This window comes from Kitasatospora sp. NPDC022856, assembly GCF_055561235.1.
Window position 1 is genome coordinate 236,808 of sequence record NZ_JBVHHE010000008.1, and the last position, 24,108, is coordinate 260,915.

The window sequence follows — 24,108 nt, forward strand, 5'->3', positions numbered from 1 at the left end:
CCTGCGCGCCCGGTGCTTCCACCGCCCGTCCAGGCCCTCGTGGCCCGGGCGGGCGGTGTCGTCTCACGGCCCGCCACGGCGGCGCGGTACGGTGCACGCAGGCCCGCCGAGGCCGAGGAATGGGGTGCAGCACTGTGGGCATGGTCGTGCTCGTCACCGGCGTGGCGCGCCACCTCGGAGCCCGGTTCGTCGCGGAGCTCCGCCGCCGGCCCGACGTCGACCTGGTGGTCGGCGTGGACGTGCAGCCGCCCCGGCACCCCGTCGAGGAACCGGACGGCCCCGCCGCCCCGTACCGCTTCCACCAGCTGGACCTGCGCCGCCCGGCGGTCGCCCGGGTGATCGCCGAGCACCGGGTCGACACCGTCGTCCACCTCGCCGTCAGCGCCACCGGACTGGGCTCCACGAACCGCTCCTCGGTCAAGGAGTCCAACGTCATCGGCACCATGCAGCTGCTCGGCGCCTGCCAGAAGGCCCCCGGAGTGCGCCGACTGGTGGTGAAGTCGACCACCGGCGTGTACGGCTCGGCGCCGCGCGACCCGGCCGTGTTCACCGAGCGGACCCAGCCCAAGAACCTGCCGGGCGGCGGCTTCGCCAAGGACGCGGTTGAGGTCGAGGGCTACGTCCGCGGCTTCGCCCGGCGCCGCCCCGACGTCGCGGTGACCGTCCTGCGGTTCGCCAACATCGTCGGCCCCGGCGCGGACACCCCGCTCGTCGAGTACTTCGCGCTGCCGGTCCTGCCCACCGTCCTCGGCTACGACCCCCGGCTGCAGTTCGCCCACGAGGACGACGTGGTCGAGGTGCTCTGCCGGGCGGCGCTGCCGCCGGAGCCGGACACCGTCAACACCGGCACCTTCAACGTGGCGGGGGAGGGCGTCCTGCTGCTCTCCCAGTGCGCCCGCCGGCTCGGCCGGCCGACCCTGCCGCTGCTGCTGCCCGCGATCAGCTGGATGGCGGCGCTGGCCCGGCAGACCAGGATGGTCGACTTCTCGCCGGAGCAGCTGCGGCTGCTCACCCACGGCCGGGTGGTGGACACCGCCCGGCTGCGCGAGACCTTCGGCTACCGGCCGCGGTTCACCACCGCCGAGGCCTTCGCCGACTTCGCCGCCGCCCAGTCCGCCGGCCTGCTGCCGCCCGCGCGGCTCGCCGCCGTCACCGACGGGCTGGCCGCGCTGCTCGGGCCGGAGTACGCGCGGGCCGCCCGTTCCCATGCCAGCCGACCCAGGAGCTGAACCCGCGATGAGTGCCGCTGCCGAGAACGCGCCGGGCCAGGCCAAGGTCATCCCGATCGAGTCCGCGCCGAGCTGGAGCGAGCCCGACCGCCCCGCCGGTCTGGCCGACCAGCTCGCCGACGCCGTCGGCGGGGCGCTGGCCGGCCGGCTCGGCCCGGCCGCCAGCCGGCTGTTCGGCAAGGGCTGGGAGGGCCGGGCCGCCGAGCGCCTCGCCTTCCTGCGCCGCCGGGTCACCGGTGACTACGAGGTGGACGAGTTCGGCTTCGACCGCGAGCTCACCGAGGAGGTGCTGCTCTCGCTGCTGCGCCCGCTCGCCGAGAAGTACTTCCGGGTCGAGGTGCGCGGGATCGAGAACATCCCGGCCGAGGGCGGCGCGCTGATCGTCGCCAACCACTCCGGGACGATCCCGTTGGACGCCCTGATGACCCAGGTCGCCATCCACGACCACCACCCGAGCCGGCGGTACCTGCGGATGCTCGCCGCCGACCTGGTGTTCGTGCTGCCCGGCATCAACGAGCTGGCCCGCAAGGCCGGTCACACGCTGGCCTGCAACGAGGACGCCCAGGCGCTGCTGGAGCGCGGCGAGCTGGTCGGGGTCTGGCCGGAGGGCTTCAAGGGCATCGGCAAGCCGTTCTCCGAGCGGTACAAGCTGCAGCGCTTCGGGCGCGGCGGCTTCGTCTCCTCGGCGCTGCGGGCCCGGGTGCCGATCGTCCCCTGCGCGATCGTCGGGGCGGAGGAGACCTATCCGATGATCGGCAACTTCCGGACGCTGGCCCGGCTGCTGGGGCTGCCGTACGTGCCGGTGACGCCGACCTTCCCGTGGCTCGGGCCGCTCGGCGCGGTGCCGCTGCCGACCAAGTGGACGATCCAGTTCGGCGAGCCGATCGCCACCGACGGCCACCCGGTGGAGGCGGCGGACGATCCGATGCTGACCTTCGACCTCGCCGACGAGGTGCGCGAGACCATCCAGCACACCCTCTACAAGCTGCTGGTGCAGCGGCGTTCGGTGTTCTTCTGAGGCCGTCCGCCGGTGCCCGTGAGGCACGGACGCGGGAGGGCCCGGCGGATACCGCCGGGCCCTCCCGCGTCGCGGGGCCGGTGGTGCGGGGCGGCTCACGCCGTACCGCACCACCGGCCCGTCGACCGTCCGGCAGTTCGGCCGGATCGGCTCGGCCGGCCGAGCCGATCCAGCCGATGCAGCCCGTTCAGCCGCCGAGGATCCGCAGACCGGGCAGCAGCCCGGGGATCAGCGGCGGCACGTCGACACCCTGCGGTGCCGTGCCGGGCGCGGCACTGGGCGAGCCGGACGGCTGCGGGGCCGCCTGGTCCGGTGCCGGGTCCGCGCTCGGCGAGGGCTTCTGACCGGTCAGCCCGCTGGTGAGGTTGTCGACCAGCCCGCCGACCGCGCCCGCCGCGTTGCTCGGTGCGCTGCTGGGCGCACCGGCGCCGCCACCGGGCGTGCTCGCCCCGGCGGACGGTGCCCGCTCGGTGCTGCCGGGCTTGCCACCGTTCGCGCTGCCCGCGCCGCCCTGGGCCGTCCCGGCGCCCGGTGCGGCGTTGCCGCCGACGGCCGGGGCGTCGCCCTGCGAGCCGCCGTCGGCCGGATGGCCCGCGCCGCCGCCCGCCCCGCTGCCGGCCGGTCCACCGCTCTTGGCGGGGGGCTGGGCCAGTCGCAGGGGCGCGACGTCCTCGCTTATGTCGTCGAACAGCTGGTCCACCAGGTGGGCCTGCGAGGTCAGCTGGACGGGCAGCTTGCTCTGCAGCTCCGTCCAGTGGCCGTCCTCGTCCTGGGCGAAACCGGCCAGGGCCCGCATCGGGTCCAGCGAGCCGTTGCTGCGGTAGACCGAGCGCAGCAGGTCGCGGCCCTTGAGGGCGTCGGCGTGCATGTCGTCGAGCGCCCTGCGGACCTGGTCGACGGTGCCCGGGCTGAGCGAGCCGCCCGGGTCCGTCCGGCCGACCAGGCTCTTCGCCTCGCCGAGCCGGGTGGCCGCGTTGTCCAGCAGCAGCTCGCCGCGCTCGCTGTCGGTGTCCGCGAGGTCGAGCCGGAGCCCTTCCAGACCGCGCTTCATGCCGTACAGCGTGTCCCCGGGGAGGGCGTTGGCGCTCGCGGCGGCCGCGCCGGCGAGGCTGCCGACGGCGAGCCCGGCGACCAGGCCGCCGATCGCGAACCGGCGGCTCCAGCGGCCGCGCGGGGCGGTCCGGACCGCCCGGTGGCCGCGCTGGCGGGGCACCGCGGCACCCGGCCCACCGGCGAAGACCTGCTCGAACGCGGCCATCAGCTGAGCGCGTTGGACCGTTCGGACCTCCTGGTCCAGTGCCGGTCCGGGCAGCGCGCCGAGTGCGCCGACCATGCCGACCAGCTCCGCCATCGCGGCCGAACCGGCGCCGGTGGAAGCGGCGTTGGCCGCCGCGGAACCGGCGGCGCCGCATTCCTCTGCCTGGTGGGCCTCCAGCGCCTCGGCGAAGGCCTTCGCCCGCCGGTGCTCCAGCACGTTTGCCGTCACGGGCCACACCTCCCTTCGTCGTTGTCGACACCCCGGCCTGCCGGACGGTTGCCTCGGCGGGCCAAAGCCACTCCATCGGGTGAGAGGTCGCAATTCGACTTGACCGTACGCCTGGTGGAGGCTTGCACGCTGGCCAACGAGCGGTGCGGGCGGTCGGTTACGCACGGCTGATCATCGGATCGACCGTTCACCCGGACGTGTCGGACCGCCGCCGTCGGTGACGGCCCGCCGGATATCTCGCCGGTGCCGTCCGCGGCACCGCCCCCGGTCTTCGCGCCGCTCACCGCGCGTCGGGCGGCAGCAGCCGGGCCAGCGTCCGTACCGCGCGGTACTGGAGCGTCTTGATGGCGCCCTCGTTCTTGCCCATGATCCGGGCCGTCTCGGCCACCGAGAGCCCCTGCAGGAAGCGGAGCGTGACGCACTCCTGCTGCTGCGGGTTGAGCCGCCGCACGGCGTCCAGCAGCGCCGCGTTGGAGAGCGACTCCAGCACCGAGTCCTCCGGGCTGCGTTCGCACTCGTTGGAGTCGAGCATCTCCCCGGTGGTGACCTCCAGCCGGAACCGGCTGGACTTGAAGTGGTCGGCCACCAGGTTGCGGGCGATGGTCACCAGCCAGGCGCCGAAGTCGCGGCCCTGCCAGGTGAAGGTGCCGATCCGGCGCAGGGCGCGGAGGAAGGTCTCGCTGGTGAGGTCCTCGGCGGTGGCCCGGCTCCCGACCCGGTAGTAGATGTAGCGGTAGACGGTGTCCGCGTAGTGGTCGTAGAGGCTGCCGAAGGCGTCGCTCTCGCCGGCCTGGGCCCGCTCGACCAGCTCCATGATCGGGTTGTGCTCGGTCTCGTAGCCGGGGGCCGGGGCCGTCCGTGCCCGGCTGCGGCCGCTGCTGCCGGTGGCTCCGGTCCGTCCGCGCGAGCCGGTTCCGGTGGAGCCGGCGGCCGTGGTGCGCAGGGCGAGACCGGCCGGCTGCGGCTGCTGGCCGAACGGGACTCCGGCGGGCACCAGTTGGGGTGAGGTGGCGAGCTGGCTGCGGAGCAGGGTGCGCAACAGTTCCAGGCCGGTGGAGATCTGCCGGGCCGAGGCCGGGCGGCCGCGCAGGCTGGTGCGGGAGCGCAGGGTGGCGGGCGACGGGCGGGAGGGTGCAGGCGCGTCGTTCCGGACGGGTGGGTACACGGGACTCCCAGAGGCAGAACTGTGGACGGATCACCTCCGCCTGCGCGGAGAGCACGCCCGCGCCGCCCGTTCGAGCGGGGCGCGTGGGTGACGTGCATCCAGGAGAGAATAACGCTTTGTGCAATGACAGCTACACCGTGTGGTCGAAGTGGTCGTTTGGGATCCACATGGCGTGCATATTCGGCTGACACTGACCGAACGTGTCATCGTTCATCCGGCTCAACGTGATCGAACATGTGCACCGGGTGACCAATTAGGCGGTCGGACGGCCGGTTTCCCCTTGGTTGGCCTTGGTAACCCCCGACTTTCCCCGTCTGACGAACGATCAGAACCGGTCACCCAGTGACAGCTTCGTTCAGGCTCTTCGGGCTCCCGGCCGGCGGAGGGGAGTTAGCCCGTACGGGGGCCATGTTCGGTGTACGGATTGACGGCCGGTCACCCTGGCAGGGGGGTGGTTCGGCGGTGGCCGCCGGGCGTGGCCCCCACCCCGGTCCGGTCCGCGGCTCAGGCGCGGTGGCGGCGCTGCAGGGCGATGCCGGCGGCCGTCGCCCCGGCGGCCACCCCGAGCGCGGCGGCGGCCGGGAGCCCGACCCGGGCCGCCTTGCGCCCGGTCCGGAAGTCCCGCACCCGCCAGCCCTGGGCCCGGGCGTGGCGGCGCAGCGCGCCGTCCGGGTTCACCACGTACGGGTGGCCGACCAGCGAGAGCATCGGGATGTCGTTGGCCGAGTCGCTGTACGCGGCGCAGCGCTCCAGGTCGAGCCGCTCGCGCCGGGCCAGCGCGCCGACGGCGGCCGCCTTGGCGGGCCCGTGAAGCAGGTCGCCGACCAGCCGGCCGGTGTACAGGCCGCCCCGGGCCTCGGCGACGGTGCCGAGCGCGCCGGTCATGCCCAGCCGGCGGGCGATCACCCGGGCCACCTCCAGCGGTGCGGCGGTGACCAGCCAGACCCGCTGGCCGGCGTCCAGGTGCATCTGGACCAGGGCCCGGGTGCCGGGCCAGATCTTCTCGGCGATGACCTCCTCGAAGACCTCCTCGCAGATGGCCTCGAGTTCGGCGGTGCGCTTGCCGGCGACGAGGCCGAGCGCGGTGTGCTGGGCGTCGGCCATGTGGTCCGGGTCCTCGGTGCCGTGCAGCCGGAACCAGGCCTGCTGCCAGGCGAACCGGGCGATGTCGCGGCGGGTGAGGAAGCCGCGGCGGTAGAGGCCGACGCCGAGGTAGAAGATCGCGGCGCCGCGCAGGATGGTGTTGTCGCAGTCGAAGAAGGCGGCGGCGCGCGGGTCGTCCCGCTCGGGGGTGTGGTTGCCGGCGGGTGCCTTGGGGGCCTTCGCGGGCCGCTCGTCGGAGCCGTCCGGGGCGGTCGCCGCGTGCGCGGCGGTCGGCGTGGCGGGGGCGTCCGGGTCGTGCGGGGCGTCCGTGGCGGCCCGCAGGGCGGCCTCCGCGGCCTCGGCGGCGGCCTCGCCGGCCAGGGCGTTCCGCTCGGTGGTGGAACGCCTTGACGGGGTGAGCCTTCGGAGCACGGCCATGCCGTCGAGCATATCGAGCCGGGCCGGGAGGAGCCGTGACGGCGACGTGCCCACCGGGTGAACAGCGACCGGTCCGGCGCCGGGTCCCGGGCGGGCGGTGCCCGGGCCGGCCGGGCGTCGGGGCCGGTGTGAGGCGGGCGCACAATGGCGGGGTGAGCCCACTGCTGCGACGTGACAAGAACCAGAGCCCCGAGCCGGCCGACCGCACCGTGACCCTGGTCGGCAAGCCGGGCTGCCACCTCTGCGACGACGCCCGGGAGGTGATCGTGCGGGTGACCGGCGAGCTGGGCGCGACCTTCGAGGAGAAGGACATCACCCAGGACGAGGAGCTGTACCGCGCGTACTGGGAGCAGATCCCGGTCACCCTGATCGACGGGCGTCAGCACGACTTCTGGCGGGTCGACGAGCGCCGCCTGCGCGCCGCGCTCGGCGCCTGACGGCGGCGAACCGCCCCCCGCCGACCGGCGGGGGCGGTTCGCCGAATCGTTGTGAAGAATCCCGTACCGGGCCTGGGAACGGCGATGTTCGTCGGCTTACGATCGAACTCGTCCGCGCCCATGGGGGGCTGAGCACGCGAGGAGTGCCGCCATGCTTCCCGGTCCGACCCCAGGGGCGCCCGTGCCCGCAGCCGGCGGGGGCTTCGCGGTGGTGGACGTGGAGACGACCGGCCGCAGCCCGTGGCGGCACCGGGTGGTCGAGGTCGCCGTCGTCCTGCTGGACGAGCGGCTCCGCCCCGAGGGCGAGTTCTGCACCCTGCTGGATCCGGCCGGTCCGGTCGGCCCCACCCATGTGCACCGGATAGCCCAGGCCGACGTGGAGGGCGCCCCCCGGTTCCGCGAGGTCGCGCCGCGGCTGCTGGAGCTGCTGGCCGGCCGGGTGCTGGTCGGCCACCACGTGACCTGCGACCACGCCTTCCTCGATCGCGAGTTCGCCCGGATCGGGGTGGCCCTGCCGCCCGTCCCGCTGCTCTGCACGATGCGGCTGGCCCGCGCCCACCTGTCGGAGGCGGGCGGCTTCGGCCTGGCGGCCTGCACGGAGGCGGCCGGGCTGGGCCGGTTCCCCGCGCACACCGCGCTGGGCGACGCCCGGGCCACCGCCGGGCTGCTCCGGCACTGCCTGGACGCGCCCTCCTGCCCGCCCGACGACTGGGCGGCGCCCCTGCGCGAGGCGGCCCGGGTGCCGTGGCCGAGGCTGGGCCGGGCCCGCTCGGGCGCCGCCGGGGCGGTCGTCCCGCAGCTCCGCCGGGAGCCGCCGTACGGCCCCCGGCCGCCCGGTGCGCGGCCCCCGGCGGCGGTGCCGACGGGGACCGGTGCTATGGACTCGTCGGCGTGATGCGCATCACTGTGCGGGGACAAATCGGACACCATCTTTGTGCACACGTTCACAAACGCATAGCCTGGCTGCCAAAGCCCAGCTTCACCCACAGGAGCACCGTGGCAATCGGCCGATCACCACAGAGCAGTTCGCAGACGCCCGACCAGGGCGCCGCGCGCCGACCCTCGCGTGCCCGGGGCATCCCGGAGGCGACCGTCGCCCGCCTTCCCCTCTACCTGCGGGCACTCACCGCGCTCTCCGAGCGTTCCGTGCCGACCGTCTCCTCGGAGGAGCTGGCGGCCGCCGCCGGCGTGAACTCCGCGAAGCTGCGCAAGGACTTCTCCTACCTGGGCTCGTACGGGACCCGCGGCGTCGGCTACGACGTCGAGTACCTCGTCTACCAGATCTCCCGCGAGCTGGGCCTGACCCAGGACTGGCCCGTCGTCATCGTCGGCATCGGGAACCTCGGCCACGCGCTCGCCAACTACGGCGGCTTCGCGTCCCGCGGGTTCCGGGTGGCGGCCCTGCTGGACGCCGACCCGGCCGTGGTCGGCAGCAGCGCCGCCGGGCTGCCGGTGCGCCACATGGACGAACTGGAGTCCATCGTGGATAACCAGCACGTCTCGATCGGTGTCATCACCACCCCGCCCGGTGCCGCCCAGCAGGTCTGCGACCGCCTGGTCGAGGCCGGTGTCACCAGCATCCTGAACTTCGCCCCGACGGTGCTCACCGTTCCGGACGGCGTGGACGTGCGCAAGGTGGACCTCTCCATCGAGCTGCAGATCCTGGCCTTCCACGAGCAGCGCAAGGCGGGCGAGGAGCCGGACCGCACCGAGTCGGTGCTGGACCGCGCCCCCGGCCCGGTCCGCGCGGCCGCGGCCAAGCTGCGCCGCGCCGCGGCCGGCTCCGGCAAGGCCCGTCCGGCCGCCGAGCCGGCCAAGGACGACGAGGCGCCGGCGAAGGCCAAGCCCGGCAAGGCCGGCGGCGAGGGCGAGCTCTCCGCGGTGATGCCGGCGTGAGCGAGCGAACCATCGGGAAGGTGCGCGTGGTGCGGAGCGGTCGCCGGTCGCAGCGGGCCGGGCGCGTGCGGTGCGGGATCCGTGGCACCGGGGGGCGGGCATGAGCCTCCTCGTCGTAGGTTTGAGCCACCGCACCGCCCCGGTCGGCGTGCTGGAGCGCGCCGCCCTGACCGGTGACGTCCCGACCCGGCTGCTGCACGACGCGGCGGCCACCGCGACCGTCGCCGAGGCGGCGCTGCTGAACACCTGCAACCGGATCGAGCTGTACGCGGACGTGGACAAGTTCCACGCCGGCGTCGCCGAGCTCTCGCTGCTGCTGGCCCACCACAGCGGAGTGGACCTGGAGGAGCTGACCTCCCACCTCTACGTCCACTACGAGGACCGCGCCGTCCACCACCTCTTCTCGGTGGCCTGCGGCCTGGACTCGATGGTGGTCGGCGAGGGGCAGATCCTCGGCCAGCTGCGCGACGCGCTGGCCAAGGCCCAGGAGCAGCACACCGCCGGGCGCGGCCTGAACGAGCTGTTCCAGCAGGCCCTGCGGGTCGGCAAGCGGGCGCACAGCGAGACCGGCATCGACAAGGCCGGCCAGTCGCTGGTCACCTTCGGCCTGGAGCAGGTCGCGGCCGGCGCGGGCGAGATCGCGGGCAAGCGCGCCCTGGTGGTCGGGGCGGGCTCGATGAGCTCGCTGGCCGCCGCCACGCTGGTCCGCGCCGGCGTCACCGATCTGCTGGTCGCCAACCGGACCCCCGAGCGCGCCGAGCGCCTGGTCGAGATCCTCGGCGCCGACGTGGCGCGGACGGTCGAGCTGGCCAAGGTGCCCGAGGCGCTGGCCGACGTCGACCTGGTGATCTCCTGCACCGGCGCGGCCGGCGTGGTGATCGGGGCCGAGGACGTCGCCGCGGCGGTCGCCGCACGCGCCGGCGGGACCCCGCTCGCCCTGCTCGACCTCGCCATGCCGCGGGACGTCGACCACGCCGTGCACGAGCTGCCCGGCGCGCTCCTGGTCGACCTGGAGAGCCTCTCGCAGGCCCACGCCGCCACCCCCGGCGCGGGCGACGTCGACGCCGTCTCCGGCATCGTCGCCGACGAGGTCGCCGCCTTCGGCGCCGCCCAGCGGGCCGCCCGGATCGCCCCGACCGTGGTGGCGCTGCGGGCGATGGCCTCCGACGTGGTCGCCGCCGAGCTGGGCCGTCTCGACTCGCGGCTGCCCGCCCTGGACGAGCGGTCCCGCGCCGAGATCACCCAGACCGTCCGCCGTGTCGTCGACAAGCTGCTGCACGCCCCCACCGTGCGGGTGAAGCAGCTCGCCGCCGAGCCGGGCGGCGCGTCCTACGCGGACGCGCTGCGCGAGCTGTTCGACCTCGACCCGGCGGCCGTGCACGCGGTCTCGGGCACCCCGATCGGCACCCAGCCTTCGGGCGGGGGCGCCAGATGAACCGTCAGCCATCCCACGAGTACCACCGGGACGATCACCTCATGAATGGTCAACCGCTCACCGACCAGGCCCCGGCCGCCACCGCAGCAGCGCTGCGGCTCGGCACCCGGCGCAGCGCGCTCGCCATGGCCCAGTCGGGCATGGTCGCCCGCGAGGTGACCAGGGTCACCGGGCGCCCCGTCGAGCTGGTGGAGATCACCACCTACGGCGACACCTCCAAGGAGGCGCTGGCGCAGATCGGCGGCACCGGCGTCTTCGTCTCCGCCCTGCGGGACGCGCTGCTGGAGGGCCGGATCGACTTCGCCGTGCACTCGCTGAAGGACCTGCCCACCGCCGAGCCCGAGGGGCTGGCGCTGGCCGCCGTCCCCGCGCGCGAGGACGCTCGCGACGCCCTGGTGGCGCGCGAGGGCCTGGCCCTGGACGAGCTGGTGGAGAAGCTGGCCGGCGCCGGGCGCACCGCCCGGATAGGCACCGGCTCCCCGCGCCGGATGGCCCAGCTCAACGCCTGGGCCCGCGGCCGGGGCGCCCAGATCGAGACGGTGGCGATCCGCGGCAACGTGGACACCCGGATCGGCTTCGTGGCCTCCGGCGAGCTGGACGCGGTGGTACTGGCCACCGCCGGCCTGAACCGGCTCGGCCGCGCCGCCGAGGTCACCGAGCACCTCGACCCGGAGCTGATGCTCCCGGCACCCGGCCAGGGCGCGCTCGCCATCGAGTGCGCCCGCGCCGACGGTGAGCTGGCCGCCGCGCTGTCGGCCCTCGACCACGCCCCCACCCGGGCCGCGGTCGCCGCCGAGCGCGCCCTGCTGGCCACCCTGGAGGCCGGCTGCTCCGCACCGGTCGCCGCGCTGGCCACCTGGGGCCACGAGTACGAACTGCGGCTGGAGGGCGTGGTCGGCACCGTCGACGGCGCCACCCTGCTGAAGATGTCCGCCAACGGTCCGATCGTCCTCGACGAGACCGCCGAGCGGCAGGCGGCGGCCCTCGGCCGCGCGCTGGCCGCCCGGCTGCTCGACGCGGGCGCGGCCGCCCTGATGGGGGAGCGAGCCCGATGAGCCCCACCGCCGCCACCGAGACGCCGTTCCCGGCCGACAGCCCCTTCCCGGGCGGGACGCCCGCCGCGGGCCGGTGCACCTTCCTGGGCGCGGGCCCCGGGGACCCGGGCCTGCTGACCCTGCGCGCGGTCGAGGTGCTGTCCTCGGCCGACGTCCTGGTCGCCGACCCGCTCACCGCCGCCGCCGTGCGCAGCCACTGTCCGGCCGGTGTGCAGGTGCACACCCCCGGCGCCGAGGGCCCGGAGTTCGACCTGGCCGAGCTGGTCGCCGAGGCGGTCCGCTCGGGCAAGCACGTCGTGCGCACCGTCGACGGCGACCCCGGCCTGGACGGCTGCGCCGCCGAGGAGATGCTCGGCTGCGCGGGCCACGGCATCCACTTCGAGGTGATCCCGGGCGTCGCCCAGTCGGTCGGCGTGCCGGCCTACGCGGGTGTCCCGCTGCGCGGTGTGGGCGGTACCGACGTCCGCTTCGTGGACGGCGCCGCGCTGCTCGCCGGCAGCCCGGTGGACCTGGGCGCGCCGGAGACGACCCTGGTGGTGCGCACCACCCTGGGCCAGCTGCCGGCCACCGCCAACGCGCTGGTCTCCAACGGCCGCAAGCCGGAGTCGGCGCTCAGCGCGACGCTCTCCGGCACCACCACCCGTCAGCGCACCTTCACCGCCACCCTGGCCACCATCGCGGCGGACCTCAAGGTGGCCCGGGTGCTGCCCTCGCCGGTCTCCGCCCCGGTGGACCCGGCGACCTCGGTGATAGCCGTGGTGGGCGAGCAGGTCGCGCACCGCGCCTCGCACTCCTGGTTCGAGACCAAGCCGCTGTTCGGCTGGAACGTCCTGGTGCCGCGCACCAAGGAGCAGGCCACCGGCCTCTCCGAGCAGCTGCGCTCGTACGGCGCGGTGCCGCAGGAGGTGCCGACCATCGCGGTCGAGCCGCCGCGCACCCCGCAGCAGATGGAGCGGGCGATCAAGGGCCTGGTCACCGGCCGCTACGAGTGGATCGCCTTCACCTCGGTGAACGCGGTGCGTGCCGTCCGCGAGAAGTTCGAGGAGTACGGCCTGGACGCCCGGGCGTTCGCCGGGATCAAGGTGGCGGCGGTCGGCGAGACCACCGCGCAGGCCCTGGTGGACTTCGGCGTGAAGCCGGACCTCGTGCCGTCCGGCGAGCAGTCCGCCGCCGGGCTGCTGGAGGACTGGCCGCCGTACGACCCGGTGTTCGACCCGATCGACCGGGTACTGCTGCCGCGCGCCGACATCGCGACCGAGACCCTGGTCGCCGGCCTGGTCGAGCTGGGCTGGGAGGTCGACGACGTGACGGCCTACCGGACGGTGCGCGCCTCGCCGCCGCCGGCCGAGACCCGCGAGGCGATCAAGGGCGGCGGCTTCGACGCGGTGCTGTTCACCTCGTCCTCGACCGTGCGGAACCTGGTCGGCATCGCCGGCAAGCCGCACAACGTCACGGTCATCGCCTGCATCGGCCCGGCCACCGCCAAGACCGCGGAGGAGCACGGCCTGCGGGTCGACGTGATGGCCCCGGCGCCGTCGGCGGCCGCGCTGGCCCAGGCCCTGGCAGACTTCGGGGCCAGGCGTCGCGACACCGCGACCGCGGCGGGCGAGCCGGTCTACCGGCCCAGCGAGCGCCGTCCCGGTTCGCGCCGCAAGGCGCGCTGAGGCCGGCGCCCCACCAACCGGGGCCGGGGGCGGCCGACCGTCGCCCCCGGCGCCGCCCAACCGTTCGGAGAGAGAAGCCGTGTCCGCTGAGTTCCCGTACGTTCGCCCGCGCCGGCTGCGCTCGACCCCGGCGATGCGCCGGCTGGTCGCCGAGACCCGGCTGCACCCGGCGGAGCTGATCCTGCCGCTGTTCGTCCGCGAGGGCGTGCGCGAGCCGGTCCCGGTGTCGTCGATGCCCGGCGTGGTCCAGCACACCCGCGACACGCTGCGCAAGGCCGCGGTCGAGGCGGCCGAGGCGGGCCTGGGCGGCCTCATGCTGTTCGGCGTGCCCGCGGTGCAGGACGCGGTCGGCAGCGAGGGCACCAACCCGGACGGCATCCTGCAGCAGGCGATCCGGGACGTGGTCGCCGAGGTCGGCGACTCCCTGGTGGTCATGTCCGACCTCTGCCTGGACGAGTACACCGACCACGGCCACTGCGGCGTGCTGGCCGCCGACGGCAGCGTGGACAACGACGCGACCCTGGAGCGCTACGCCGAGATGGCCCGCGTGCAGGCGGACGCGGGCGTCCACCTGGTCGGCCCGTCCGGGATGATGGACGGCCAGATCGGGGTGATCCGCAAGGCCCTGGACGAGGCCGGGCACCAGGACACCGGCATCCTCGCCTACACCGCCAAGTACGCCTCGGCGTTCTACGGCCCGTTCCGCGAGGCGGTCGGCTCCTCGCTGAAGGGTGACCGCAAGAGCTACCAGCAGGACCCGGCGAACGCCCGGGAGTCGCTGCGCGAGCTGGAGCTGGACGTCGCCGAGGGCGCCGACCTGGTGATGGTCAAGCCCGCGATGGCCTACCTGGACATCCTGCGCCAGGTGGCCGACGCCTCGCCGGTGCCGGTCGTCGCCTACCAGGTCTCCGGCGAGTACGCGATGGTCGAGGCCGCCGCGGCCAACGGCTGGATCGACCGGGAGCGGATGATCCTGGAGACGCTGACCTCGATCCGCCGGGCCGGGGCCGAGCAGATCCTCACCTACTGGGCGCTCGAAACCGCCGCGATGATCAAGTAGTCGGAGCCGTGAGCACGACGGAGGCCGGACCCCGGGCGGGGTCCGGCCTCCGTCGTGCCACCCGGGCGTCAGCCGACGTGGGCGAAGCCCTCCAGGCCACCGAGCGCGTCGGTGGAGGTGGCGGCGCCGAACGCATGCGCGCCGGTGTGGATGTGCGAGGTGTGGGCGAGGCCGTACCACTCACCGGCGGCGAACACCGGGTGCGCGGAGGCGACGAACTCGCCGCCACCGGCCAGGCCGACGTGCGCGAACGCCGGGGTGGCGACACCCGCGAGCGCCAGCGCGCCGAAGGCGGTCAGCGCGGCCTTGCCCAGCTTGTTCTTCATTGGATCTGCCCTCTCTTCCGGAGCGCTCGGTCGGAGCGCCCTGCCACTGACACGTGAACACACGCTGCCGTCGGCCGCGGCGCTCCACGCGCCGCCCCGACGGCCTGTCACCCGGACGGCCCGCGCCCGTGGGTACGGGCCGACCGGACAGTCGATCCACCGAAGCCCGGAGGGCCCGGGGACACGTCCCCGGGCCCTCCGTCGCTGTCCTGTGGCGGCAATCAGCCGATCAGGTGCGAGACGCCCGCGTCGCCCGAGGACTGGGTGTTCTGGCCGACGTTGCAGATCTGCTTCGGGGTGCTGTTCAGGACCGGGACCTCGACCGGAACCGCGACGCCGATGACGGCGACCGCGATGTTGTGGACCTCCGGCAGGCAGATGTTCGCGTTGTCCAGGGTGTGGAAGTTCGGCGAGCTGTTGCCGTGGGTGCCGGTCTGGTTGGTGCCGCCGTTGCCCTGGGCGGAGACGGCCGAGCCGTCCGAGTCGGCGATGGCGGAGGCCGAACCGGCGGACATCGCGATGGCGGCGGCGGCCAGGCCGGCGGCGGCGAGGGTCTTCTTGATCATTTCGGGTTTCCTCTCGGGGGATGAATCGGGGAGCGATTCGAAGGGTGGTTCAGGAGGTGGTGCGGGGTCGGCAGGTCAGCCGATGAGGTGGGAGACGCCGGAGTCGCCCTTGCTCTGGGTGCCCTGGCCCTGGGTGCAGTACTGCTTGCCACCGCTGTTGGCGATCGGGACCTCGACCGGGACGGCCACACCGAGCACGCCGACCGCGATGTTGTGGATCTCGGGGAGGCAGACGTTCGCGTTGTCCAGGAAGTGGAAGTTCGGGCTGTTGTCACCGACGGTGCCGGTGAAGTTGGTCCCGCCGTTGCCCTGGAGGGACGCGGCGGAGCCGTCCGAGTCCGCGATGGCCGAGGCCGGCGCCGCAGCGGCGGCCAGCGCGGCGACGGCCAGGCCGGCGGCGGCGAAGGACTTCTGGATCATGGGGAGATCCCTCTCTGGAATGCTTTTGGTTTCCGTGCGTACAACGCGTAGAACGCTCAGGCCCGGTCTGCGGTCACTGACATTCAGATCAAAGAATGACGCCACGGAAGGTTACGGGGATTCTTGAAAAGAGTCCGGGAGGCGCGACTTCCGGGGGATTCCGGTCGGATTATTAGGCCGAACCGGTTAACGGCCGCAATCAGGGCTCCGGGTGTCTCGTTGAGACAGATTGCTTTCGGCTGCGCCCTGCGCGCGGCCGACCCCCAGATCCCCAGTACGGACAGGCAGAACGGTGAAAAGCATGAAGTTCTCCAAGCGGGCCGGCGCGATGCTGCTGGCGGTCGGTGCGGGCGTGCTCGCCTCCCAGGGCGCGGCCTCCGCCGCCGCGGTCAGTCCCGACCAGGTCGGGGCCCTGGAGGACCGGCTGGCCACCCAGCAGGTCCCCCTCGACGTCCCGCTCGCACCTCTGGACAGCCGCATCTCCGGTGGCATCCCCACCTCCCTGGTGATGCCGGCCGTGCCCGGCCGCACCACCGGCAACGAGCTGCTCCCGGAGCGGATCGTGCCCCAGCTCGGCACCGGCAAGGTGGGCCCCTCGGCCAAGGCGGAGCTCCCGCTGCCGCTGGTCGACCAGGGCGCCGACCTCGGCGAGCTGCTGCTGGAGGCCCCGGCCGCCCCGCTGCACGCCGACACCCCCGGGATCGGCCTGGGCAAGCCGCTCGCGCTGGCCCAGGACGGCACCGGGCAGCTGGCCGACGGCACGCTCAAGGTCGGCGAGATCGACCCGCGGCTGGTCACCGGCGCGGTGCAGGCCGTCCCGGGCGCCAAGGCGACGCTCGGCAACGAGGACGAGCGGATCTCCGTCACCGACTCGGTGGGGGACCTCGCCACGACCGCCACGGCGACCACCACCGGTGTCGTGGAGCAGAGCGGTCTGACCGGGCTCGCCCAGCTCTGAGCCGGTCCGGGCCGACCCGGCGCGCACGGGAGCCCGGCGCCCCCTCCCCGCGGAGGGCGCGCCGGGCTCCCGGCCGTGCGGCGCCGGTGCTCAGCCCGGCAGGGCGCCGAGCAGCTGACCGACGACCGGCAGGTCGCGCGGACCGCCGCCGGCGCTCAGCGGACCGGTCAGCGTGCTGGTGCTGACCGGGGCCAGGCCGGTGTCCTCCGGCTGGACGGTCGCGCCGTTGTTCAGCACGTCGGCGGAGGAGTTGGCCCAGGGGTCGACGCGCAGGTCCTTGACCGGCGCGATGCCGTAGCCGAGACCGGTGGTGGTGCCGCCCAGCGCCTGGGCGAGGTCGGTCTTGGCCAGACTGGCGCCGCCCTCGGCCGGCGCCGCGTGCGCCGTGCCGGCGCCGGCGCCGAGCAGCATCGCGGCGCCCAGGGCGGCGGCCAGGCCGGCCCCGCTCTTCATCGAAACCATGCTCTTCGCAACCATGCCTCAGTCACCTTCGGGAGATCGGGTCCCCGGGCGGCCAGACTGCGCCCGGGTATGCCGAACTGCCCCCCGACCGGCTGGACGGGGGGCAGTTCGGCCGGTACGCGTGCCGATCGGGGATCAGCAGTCGTCGGCGGGCTGCGGGTGCGCCTCGACGTTGGCGCAGCTGTTGCCGAACGCCGGGTTCAGGGCGCCGATCACGTTGACGGAGTTGCCGCAGAGGTTCACCGGGATGTGCACCGGGATCTGCAGCTGGTTGCCGGAGAGCACGCCGGGCGAGCCGGCGGCCACGCCCTCGGCACCGGAGCTGGCGGCGGCGGAGCCCGCCGCGCCCAGCACCAGGCCGGCAGCGGCGGCGGAGAGGACGGCGGCCTTCTTCACGTTCTGCATGGGGTTGATCTCCTCGATCACACACGGGTTGAGCGGGCCGCACCCCGCCCGGGGGCGGGATGCGGCACGGACTCGGTGGAACTGCGGTCGCCGGTGCGGCGACCGCCGGTTCAGCCGATGTTGGCGCAGTTGTTGCCGAACGCCGGGTTCAGGATGCTGATGACCCCGATGGAGTTGCCGCAGACGTTGACCGGGATGTGCACCGGGATCTGGATCTGGTTGCCGGAGAGCACACCGGGGGAGCCGGCGGCGACGCCCTCGGCACCGGAGCTGGCGAACGCGCCGCCGGCCGCGCCGACGACCAGGCCGGCGGCGGCGAGGGACAGGGCGGCGGCCTTCTTGAGGTTACGCATGTGGTTCTTCCTCCGTTTTCTGCCCGACCGTAAATGGAATGAGTCGGGAGCCGGGCGAAGGGAAATCATCGCCCGCTGGTTTCTGGGATTGCCGTGATTGTCACTCTGGCGGCCCAAGTGGCGCGTGTCGCCCGTGGCTTGGACGAGGGGAGGCCGCCGCTGCACCCGCGCGTCGCGAGGAATTCCCGCACGGCCGGGAACAACTCGCGCAGACGCGCGACCAGGAGCGATTCCGGACGGGCTCGGACCGGCGGCGGATCTCCCGGAGTCGATGGGTCGCCCGGTGGGCCGGGCGGCCGTTCCGCGTCGGCTCAGGCGTTCGCGCAGTGGTTGCCGAAGGCCGGGTTGAGCAGGCCGGCGACGTCGACGGAGTTGCCGCACAGGTTCACCGGGACGTGCACCGGGATCTCGAACTGGTTGCCCGAGGCCACCCCGGGCGAGCCGGCCGCGACGCCCTCGGCGGACGCGCCGTGGGCGTGGTGGGCGACGGCGACGCCGGCGCCGGCGGCCAGCAGGGCGGCGGTGGCCGCCGTGCCGAGGGCGCCGTGGGCGAGCTTGCGCATGTGCGGTACTCGATTCGTCTCGTGGGCCTGTGCGGAACGGGTTCCGAGAGGGAGAACGAGGAAGTGGCCGGAGGGAAACGGTCGGGTCCGGTGATCACCCGAATGCCGGGAGGCCCGGGCCCGTTGGGCCAGCCGGGTGACAAAGGGGGCGGTGCAGCAACCGGGCCGGACGGGTGTCGTTCTAGATGTCGCACTCCCCGTGCAGTTCTGTCGATCAGTCAGGAGGCTCCTATGAGCATCAAGAAGACGGCCGCCGTCGGTGCCGCCGTGGTAGGCATCGTGGCGGCCGGTGCCGGCACCGCGATGGCCAGCTCCGGCGCCGAGGGTGTCGCCGCGGGTTCCCCCGGCGTCATCTCCGGCAACCAGGTCCAGGTGCCGGTCCACGTCCCGGTCAACCTCTGCGGCAACACCATCGACATCATCGGTCTGCTGAACCCGGCGTTCGGCAACCACTGCGTCAACGCGGGCTGACCGACGCCCGGTTCGGCCGGCGCGAGCCGCCGTTCCGCGCTTCCCTCCTGGGGCGCGGGGCGGCGGCTCTCCGCGTTCTCCGGCGCCGCCGGCGGACGCGGGCCCGGCCGGGGGCGTCCCGGCCGGTGCTGTCCGGAGCCTTGTTGCGTTACTTGTCAGTACCTAGAATATGAGACCTGCTCACCTTTCTTTGCTCCGAGCCGGCCGGCGTCCCCGGTCGGGCGGTCCCCCAGCCCGCAAGGAGTCACGAGTGATCAGGTCACCCCTGTCAGGCGCGCGCGGATCCCGGTCGGTCGCGCGCCGCTCCCCCTACGGCGCACTGCTCGCGACGGGCGCCCTCGTCGCCGCCCTCGGTCTGGTCGGCGCCCCCACCGCCCTCGCCGACTCCGGCGCCTCCTCCGCGGCCTCCGCCACCGGCCGCCCGGCCGCGGTCGTCGCCCTCGGCGACAGCGCCATCTCGGGGGAGGGCGCCGGCACCGACACCGGGGACGGCTACTTCCCCGAGACCGACTCGCCCACCAACTACTGCCACCGGCACCCCAAGTCGGAGATCTTCGTCACCGGCATCCCCGACGTCACCCCGATCGACCTGGCCTGCTCCGGCGCCCAGACCGGCGACCTGGTCAGCGACCCCGAACTGGCCGCCATCACCGGCTCCGGCAGCGGGGACTTCGGCGAGCCCAAGCAGGACGTCCAACTCGCCGACGTGGCAGGCCGGTACGACGTCAAGATGGTCGTCGTCACGATCGGCGCCAACGACGACTTCGACTTCAGCGGGATCATGATGCACTGCCTCGCGCAGTACTTCCCCGTCCCCAAGGACCAGGGCTGCCGCGACACCATCGGCAGCGCGGAGATCGCCGAGCGGGCCAGGGCGGTCCAGCCCAAGGTGGTCGCGGCGCTGCGGGACATCCGGCAGACCATGCGCCGGGCCGGCTACGCCGACAACGCCTACCAGCTGGTCTACCAGTCCTACTTCAACCCGATCACCCCGGACATCCGCCGCAACGACTACGTCGGCAAGGTCGCCGACGGCTGCCCGGCGTTCCCCGCGGACCTCGCCTGGGGCCACAACTGGGTGGTGCCGCTCTTCAGCGACACCCTGCGCGCCGCGGCCGAACAGGTGCCCGGCGTCCGGTACCTGGACCAGCGCCGGGTCGCCTTCGGCCACGAGGTCTGCGCCGAGTGGACCAGCTCGCCGTACGAGTACACCAACGGCGATGTGATCAACCTCGCCGAGTGGATCCGCAACGGCTGCGACCAGCAGATCGGCATCCCCGGCCTCTGCATGAACATGGTCCGCCAGTCCTACCACCTGCGGGTGGCCGGCTACCGCGGTGAGGGCGTCTGCCTCGGCCAGTTCTACGCCAGGCCGGACCAGCAGCAGGCCTACTGCACCCTCGACCAGCGGAACACCACCTCCATCCAGCCGCTCACCCCGGGGAAGCCGTTCGGCGACGGGCCGGAGGACGGCGCCTGGTACCAGCTCACCTCCGCCGCCGACGGCAAGGCGCTCGACTTCTCCGGCGGCGGCACCTACGGCGACTCCACCAACGGCCGCGGCGCCCTCACCTACACCCCCACCGGCGGGCTGAACCAGTCCTTCGTCCTGGAGGCCAAGCAGGGCGGCGGCTACGAGCTCGACTTCAGCGGCAACCGGAACATGTGCCTGGACGCCGACGCCGGCTCCACCGCCCCCGGTACCCGGCTCCAGCAGTGGGGCTGCAACGGCGGCGGCAACCAGCACTGGGTCTTCGAGCCGGCCGGCGACGGCCTCTACAAGCTGGCCGACTCCCAGGACCGCACCAAGGTCGCCACCGCCGGCGGCAGCCGCGACGCCAAGGGCAACACCCTGGTCGAGCTCGCCACCGACACCGGCGCCGCCAACCAGCTCTGGCGGCTCACCAAGCTCGGCATCGTCTACCTGCACGGCTGACCCGCCCCGCCCACCCCGCCGCCGCCCCACCCGGGCGGCGGCGGCCCGCTGCCCGGCGCCGCGCCAGGGCCGGGGCGGCATCGGAAGGTCGGTCGGAGAGGTCCGATCCCGTGCCGTAGGCTCGCTCGGCGGCGCGATCGTGGCCGCGCCGACCACGAGCGGGGGCGGGAGTCCAGAGCTGATGAGCACGGCATCAAGTACATCGAGCGCGGAGCCGGCGAGCGCCGAGCCGTCCGGCACCGGCCCCGCCTCAGCCGAGGCCGGGCGGCAGGGCCGCCTCGGCGCCGTCGTGGACCGGTTCGCGCCCGCGCTCGGCGCGTACGCGGTGGTGAAGGCCACCGGCCTGGCCGTGCTCCTGCTGCTGCTCTCGCACACCGGTGACTTCCTCCGGAAGGAGCCGGGCCGCGGCGGGGGTGCCCAGCCCTGGGACGTGCTCGGTACCTGGGACGGCGTCTGGTACCAGCGGATCGCCGAGAACGGCTACCACCCGCAGCTGGTCCCGCTGCACGGCTTCCCGCTCGCCACCTACTACGAGAACTCGGCCGCGTTCTTCCCGCTCTACCCGTGGCTGATGCGCCTGGTCGGCGCCGTCACCGGGCTCGGCCCCTACGGGTCGGGCATCGCGGTCTCGGTGGTGGCCTCGTTCGTCGCGGCGGCCGGCGTCTTCGCCGTCGCCGAGCGGCTCGGCGGGTTCCGGGCCGGGGTGATCGCGGCGGTGATCTGGGGCCTCTTCCCGGGGTCGGGCGTCGAGTGGGCGGTCTACTCGGACTCGTTGTTCGTCGCCATCTCCGCCTGGGCCTGCTACTGCGTGATGACCCACCGCTGGCTCGCCGCCGGCCTGCTCGCCTTCGCGGCCGGTCTCAACCGGCCCACCGCCGCCGCGCTGATCGCGGCCGTCTCGATCTCCGCGCTGGTGGCACTGGTCCGGCGCACCGACGGCGTCGCGCGACCGCTGACCGCGATGCTGATCACGCCGTGGGGCCTGCTCTGGTACGTCGGCTGGGTCGGCTACCGGATGGGCGACTGGGGCGGCTACTTCAAGCTGCAGCGGGGTGCCTGGAACCGCTACTTCGACTGGGGCGCCTCCACCTCGCGCACCTTCCTGGACGTGATCACCGGGCACTGGGACTTCTGGCAGTCCAACCCCGCGCCCGACCTGATCGCGGTGGCCCTGCTGATGCTCCTGCCCGCGCTGCTGGTGCTGCTGCTGCGCCTCCGGCCGCCGCTGGTCCTGGTGGTCTACACGCTGCTGACCGTCTTCACCGCGCTGAGCAGCAACCAGATCTTCGGCAACATCTCGCGCTACCTGCTGCCCGCCTTCCCGCTCTTCATCGGGCTGGCGGTCGCGCTGCGCCGGGTGAAGGTGCCCACCCTGCTGGGCCTGTGCGCGATGCCGACGCTCGCGGCGGGCTGGTACGCCGGGTACGCGCTGTTCGAGCTCGGCATTCCGTAGGCCGGGCCGCGCCCGCCGCCCTGCCCCGCCCGCTCGCCGGTACCGCGGGCCGCCGCCCCGCGGGATCGTTGTTCACGGGATCATCTGCCGGCAGACGGCCTTGCTACGCTCGGACGTATGACGACGAGCCCGCCGGTGCGCCGGATCCGAGACCTCTCCGGCCTGCTGGACCACGCCAGCCATGTCCTGGCGACCCGGATGGCGGCCGCCTTCACCGAGCTCGGGATCACCCCGCGCGCCTACTGCGTGCTGTTCCACGCGCTGGAGACCGAGCGCACCCAGATCCAGCTGGCCGAGCTGTCGGACCTGGACAAGACCACCATGGTCGTCACCGTGGACGAGCTGGAGAAGGCGGGCCTGGCGGAGCGCCGCCCGTCCGCCACCGACCGCCGGGCGCGGATCATCTCGGTCACCGAGGCGGGCGAGCGCGCCGTCGAAGAGGGCACCGCGATCGCCGACCGGGTGCACCGCGAGGTGCTGGAGTCGCTGCCCGAGCCCGAGCGGACGGTCTTCGTCTCGGCGCTGACCAAGCTGGTGGGCGGGCACCTGGCGGAGCCGGTGGAGAGCGACCGGACGGTCCGGCGAGCCCGTCGCTCCCGGAGCTGAGCATCTCGAAAGAGACCTTCCCGAGAAAGATAGTCCCGAACAAAACAATCTGCTAGCGTCATACCCGGTACTCGACGAACCGGGAGACCCGCCATGACCACGCACGCCCCCAGCACGCCCACCCCGGGCGCACCGGCCCGGAGCGCATCCGCCCCGGACGCGCCCGCCCCGACCCGGGCCGCCTCGGCCCGTTCCCGTGCGCTCGCCCTGGCGGTGCTCTGCGCGGGGATGCTGATGATCATCCTGGACGGCTCCATCGTCACGGTGGCGCTGCCGGCCATCCAGGCGGACCTCGGCTTCTCGTCGGCCGACCTGACCTGGACGGTCAACGCCTACCTGATCGCCTTCGCCGGACTGCTGCTGCTGGCCGGCCGGCTCGGCGACCTGATCGGCCGCAAGCGGGTCTTCGTCGCCGGGCTCGCCCTCTTCACCGCCGCCTCGGTGCTCTGCGCGGTGGCCACCGGCCAGGGCATGCTGATCGCGGCCCGCTTCCTCCAGGGCGTCGGCGGGGCGATGGCGTCCGCGGTCAGCCTCGGCATGATCGTCACGCTCTTCCCCGAGCCGGGCGAGCGCGGCCGGGCGATCGGCGCCTTCAGCTTCGTCGGCGCGGCCGGCGCCTCGATCGGCCAGGTCCTCGGCGGCGTCCTCACGCAGGCCCTGAACTGGCACTGGATCTTCCTGATCAACCTGCCGCTCGGCCTCGCCGCCGTACTGCTCGCGGTGCGGGTGCTCGACACCGACCGCGGCCCGGGCCTGCGGGCCGGCGCCGACACCCTCGGCGCCGTGCTGATCACCGCCGCCCTGATGCTCGGCATCTACACCATCGTCGGTACCGGCGAGCACGGTTGGGCCTCCGCCCGCACCCTCGGCCTGGGCGCGCTCGCCGCCCTGCTGCTGGCCGGCTTCCTGCTGCGCCAGGCTCGCGCCGCCCAGCCGCTGCTGCCGCTGCGGATGCTCCGCTCCCGGACCGTCGCCGGGGCGAACGTGGTGCAGGTCCTCGCGATCTCCGGGATGTTCGGCTTCCAGATCCTGCTCGCCCTCTACCTGCAGAACGTGCTCGGCTACGGCGCGGCCGCGACCGGTCTGGCCATGCTCCCGGCTGCGGTGTCCATCGGAGCCGTGTCGCTCTTCCTCTCCGCCCGGCTGAACGCCCGCTTCGGCGAGCGCAACGTCCTGATGGCCGGACTGGCCCTGCTGGTCGCCGCGCTCGGGCTGCTCGTCCGGCTGCCGGCGGACGCCGCCTACGCCGTCCACCTGCTGCCGACCATGCTGCTGATCGGCGGTGGCGGGCTGGTGCTCTCCGGCCTGACCGCGCTGGGCATGTCGGGCGCCGGCGCGGCGGACGCGGGCACCGCCTCCGGCCTCTTCAACACCACCCAGCAGGTCGGCGCGGCCCTCGGCGTCGCCGTCCTCACCACCCTCGCCGCCGCCCGGACCGGAACCCTGAGCGGTGCCGGACACCCCGCGGCCGAGGCGTTGACCGGCGGGTTCCGCCTGGCCTTCGCGGTCGCGGCCGGGCTGCTGGCGCTGGCCCTGGTGGTCACGGCCGTCGTCCTGAAGCCCGCCGGGGCCGCGAGCTCCGCCGAACGGCCCGCGGCGGCGGTGCTCTGACCCGCCGAACCG

At 74.0% G+C, this 24,108-nt stretch carries 25 protein-coding genes; 15 read left to right on the forward strand and 10 right to left on the reverse strand.

Annotated features, from left to right (window positions below; genetic code table 11):
- The first annotated feature begins 134 nt into the window (after positions 1-134).
- Positions 135-1,229 carry an NAD-dependent epimerase/dehydratase family protein gene (locus tag ACZ34W_RS12745; protein WP_380383640.1) on the forward strand — a complete coding sequence of 365 codons (1,095 nt, stop codon included), beginning with the start codon at positions 135-137 and terminating at the stop codon, positions 1,227-1,229.
- A gap of 7 nt (positions 1,230-1,236) precedes the next feature.
- Complete coding sequence (locus ACZ34W_RS12750) at positions 1,237-2,247, forward strand: lysophospholipid acyltransferase family protein (protein WP_465603591.1); 1,011 nt, start codon at positions 1,237-1,239, stop codon at positions 2,245-2,247.
- Between the two features lie 187 nt (positions 2,248-2,434).
- On the opposite strand, the gene ACZ34W_RS12755 is transcribed toward ACZ34W_RS12750, so the two are convergent.
- From ACZ34W_RS12755 to ACZ34W_RS12765, 3 genes are all read right to left on the reverse strand, one after another.
- Complete coding sequence (locus ACZ34W_RS12755; protein ID WP_465603593.1) at positions 2,435-3,733, reverse strand: DUF5667 domain-containing protein; 1,299 nt, start codon at positions 3,731-3,733, stop codon at positions 2,435-2,437.
- A 280-nt stretch (positions 3,734-4,013) separates the two neighbouring features.
- Positions 4,014-4,898 (reverse strand): ECF subfamily RNA polymerase sigma factor, BldN family, encoded by an 885-nt coding sequence (locus ACZ34W_RS12760; RefSeq protein ID WP_359805131.1) that lies wholly within the window; start codon positions 4,896-4,898, stop codon positions 4,014-4,016.
- A gap of 504 nt (positions 4,899-5,402) precedes the next feature.
- A complete protein-coding gene (locus ACZ34W_RS12765) occupies positions 5,403-6,419 on the reverse strand; it encodes an HAD family hydrolase (RefSeq protein WP_465603595.1) in 1,017 nt (338 codons plus the stop codon).
- 152 nt (positions 6,420-6,571) lie between these two features.
- On the opposite strand from ACZ34W_RS12765, the gene ACZ34W_RS12770 reads away from it, so the two are divergent.
- The 7 genes from ACZ34W_RS12770 (at position 6,572) to hemB (ending at position 13,966) form a co-directional block, all read left to right on the forward strand.
- A complete protein-coding gene (locus ACZ34W_RS12770) occupies positions 6,572-6,856 on the forward strand; it encodes a glutaredoxin family protein (protein ID WP_329488307.1) in 285 nt (94 codons plus the stop codon).
- Between the two features lie 181 nt (positions 6,857-7,037).
- Positions 7,038-7,751, forward strand: a complete 714-nt coding sequence (locus ACZ34W_RS12775; protein ID WP_465603598.1) for a 3'-5' exonuclease — start codon at positions 7,038-7,040, stop codon at positions 7,749-7,751.
- Positions 7,752-7,852: 101 nt separating this feature from the next.
- Entirely contained in the window at positions 7,853-8,752 is a 900-nt protein-coding gene (locus ACZ34W_RS12780; RefSeq protein ID WP_465603600.1) for a redox-sensing transcriptional repressor Rex, read from the forward strand.
- 100 nt (positions 8,753-8,852) lie between these two features.
- The gene (locus ACZ34W_RS12785) at positions 8,853-10,187 is read left to right on the forward strand and encodes a glutamyl-tRNA reductase (protein ID WP_352286190.1); all 1,335 of its coding nucleotides are present in this window, start codon (positions 8,853-8,855) and stop codon (positions 10,185-10,187) included.
- Between the two features lie 41 nt (positions 10,188-10,228).
- The gene (gene hemC / locus ACZ34W_RS12790; protein WP_329488303.1) at positions 10,229-11,242 is read left to right on the forward strand and encodes a hydroxymethylbilane synthase; all 1,014 of its coding nucleotides are present in this window, start codon (positions 10,229-10,231) and stop codon (positions 11,240-11,242) included.
- On the forward strand, positions 11,239-12,906 hold the full coding sequence (locus ACZ34W_RS12795; RefSeq protein WP_329488302.1) for a bifunctional uroporphyrinogen-III C-methyltransferase/uroporphyrinogen-III synthase: 1,668 nt from the start codon (positions 11,239-11,241) through the stop codon (positions 12,904-12,906). Before hemC ends, ACZ34W_RS12795 begins: the two co-directional genes overlap by 4 nt.
- A 79-nt stretch (positions 12,907-12,985) precedes the next feature.
- Positions 12,986-13,966, forward strand: coding sequence for a porphobilinogen synthase (hemB, locus tag ACZ34W_RS12800; protein ID WP_329488301.1), 981 nt, complete (start codon positions 12,986-12,988; stop codon positions 13,964-13,966).
- 68 nt (positions 13,967-14,034) lie between these two features.
- Here hemB and ACZ34W_RS12805 read toward each other — a convergent pair whose 3' ends face one another.
- The 3 genes from ACZ34W_RS12805 to ACZ34W_RS12815 form a co-directional block, all read right to left on the reverse strand.
- Positions 14,035-14,292 carry a hypothetical protein gene (locus tag ACZ34W_RS12805; protein WP_329488300.1) on the reverse strand — a complete coding sequence of 86 codons (258 nt, stop codon included), beginning with the start codon at positions 14,290-14,292 and terminating at the stop codon, positions 14,035-14,037.
- Positions 14,293-14,513: 221 nt separating this feature from the next.
- Positions 14,514-14,858 (reverse strand): rodlet layer protein, encoded by a 345-nt coding sequence (locus ACZ34W_RS12810; RefSeq protein WP_329488298.1) that lies wholly within the window; start codon positions 14,856-14,858, stop codon positions 14,514-14,516.
- Positions 14,859-14,933: 75 nt separating this feature from the next.
- Positions 14,934-15,278, reverse strand: a complete 345-nt coding sequence (locus ACZ34W_RS12815; protein ID WP_313764319.1) for a rodlet layer protein — start codon at positions 15,276-15,278, stop codon at positions 14,934-14,936.
- 301 nt (positions 15,279-15,579) lie between these two features.
- Between ACZ34W_RS12815 and ACZ34W_RS12820 the strand changes: the two genes are divergently transcribed.
- A complete protein-coding gene (locus ACZ34W_RS12820; RefSeq protein WP_359834881.1) occupies positions 15,580-16,236 on the forward strand; it encodes a hypothetical protein in 657 nt (218 codons plus the stop codon).
- A 90-nt stretch (positions 16,237-16,326) separates the two neighbouring features.
- Here the strand turns inward: ACZ34W_RS12820 and ACZ34W_RS12825 are convergent, their stop codons facing one another.
- The 4 genes from ACZ34W_RS12825 to ACZ34W_RS12840 all read right to left on the reverse strand — a co-directional run bounded on the left by ACZ34W_RS12825 (position 16,327) and on the right by ACZ34W_RS12840 (position 18,019).
- Positions 16,327-16,713: a hypothetical protein gene (locus ACZ34W_RS12825; protein WP_329488295.1), complete on the reverse strand. Its 387-nt coding sequence runs from the start codon at positions 16,711-16,713 to the stop codon at positions 16,327-16,329.
- Positions 16,714-16,833: 120 nt separating this feature from the next.
- Positions 16,834-17,103, reverse strand: coding sequence for a chaplin (locus ACZ34W_RS12830; RefSeq protein ID WP_329488294.1), 270 nt, complete (start codon positions 17,101-17,103; stop codon positions 16,834-16,836).
- Positions 17,104-17,213: 110 nt separating this feature from the next.
- Positions 17,214-17,456, reverse strand: a complete 243-nt coding sequence (locus ACZ34W_RS12835; protein WP_329488293.1) for a chaplin — start codon at positions 17,454-17,456, stop codon at positions 17,214-17,216.
- A gap of 311 nt (positions 17,457-17,767) precedes the next feature.
- Entirely contained in the window at positions 17,768-18,019 is a 252-nt protein-coding gene (locus ACZ34W_RS12840; protein WP_329488292.1) for a chaplin, read from the reverse strand.
- A gap of 231 nt (positions 18,020-18,250) precedes the next feature.
- Here ACZ34W_RS12840 and ACZ34W_RS12845 point away from each other — a divergent pair, with 231 nt between their 5' ends.
- From ACZ34W_RS12845 to ACZ34W_RS12865, 5 genes are all read left to right on the forward strand, one after another.
- Positions 18,251-18,490 (forward strand): chaplin, encoded by a 240-nt coding sequence (locus tag ACZ34W_RS12845; protein ID WP_329488290.1) that lies wholly within the window; start codon positions 18,251-18,253, stop codon positions 18,488-18,490.
- A gap of 250 nt (positions 18,491-18,740) precedes the next feature.
- Positions 18,741-20,426, forward strand: coding sequence for an RICIN domain-containing protein (locus ACZ34W_RS12850; RefSeq protein WP_465603607.1), 1,686 nt, complete (start codon positions 18,741-18,743; stop codon positions 20,424-20,426).
- Positions 20,427-20,607: 181 nt separating this feature from the next.
- Positions 20,608-21,879: a hypothetical protein gene (locus ACZ34W_RS12855; protein ID WP_465603609.1), complete on the forward strand. Its 1,272-nt coding sequence runs from the start codon at positions 20,608-20,610 to the stop codon at positions 21,877-21,879.
- Positions 21,880-21,996: 117 nt separating this feature from the next.
- On the forward strand, positions 21,997-22,485 hold the full coding sequence (locus ACZ34W_RS12860; RefSeq protein WP_465603612.1) for a MarR family winged helix-turn-helix transcriptional regulator: 489 nt from the start codon (positions 21,997-21,999) through the stop codon (positions 22,483-22,485).
- Positions 22,486-22,578: 93 nt separating this feature from the next.
- The gene (locus ACZ34W_RS12865) at positions 22,579-24,096 is read left to right on the forward strand and encodes a DHA2 family efflux MFS transporter permease subunit (protein ID WP_465603614.1); all 1,518 of its coding nucleotides are present in this window, start codon (positions 22,579-22,581) and stop codon (positions 24,094-24,096) included.
- Positions 24,097-24,108: the final 12 nt, after the last annotated feature.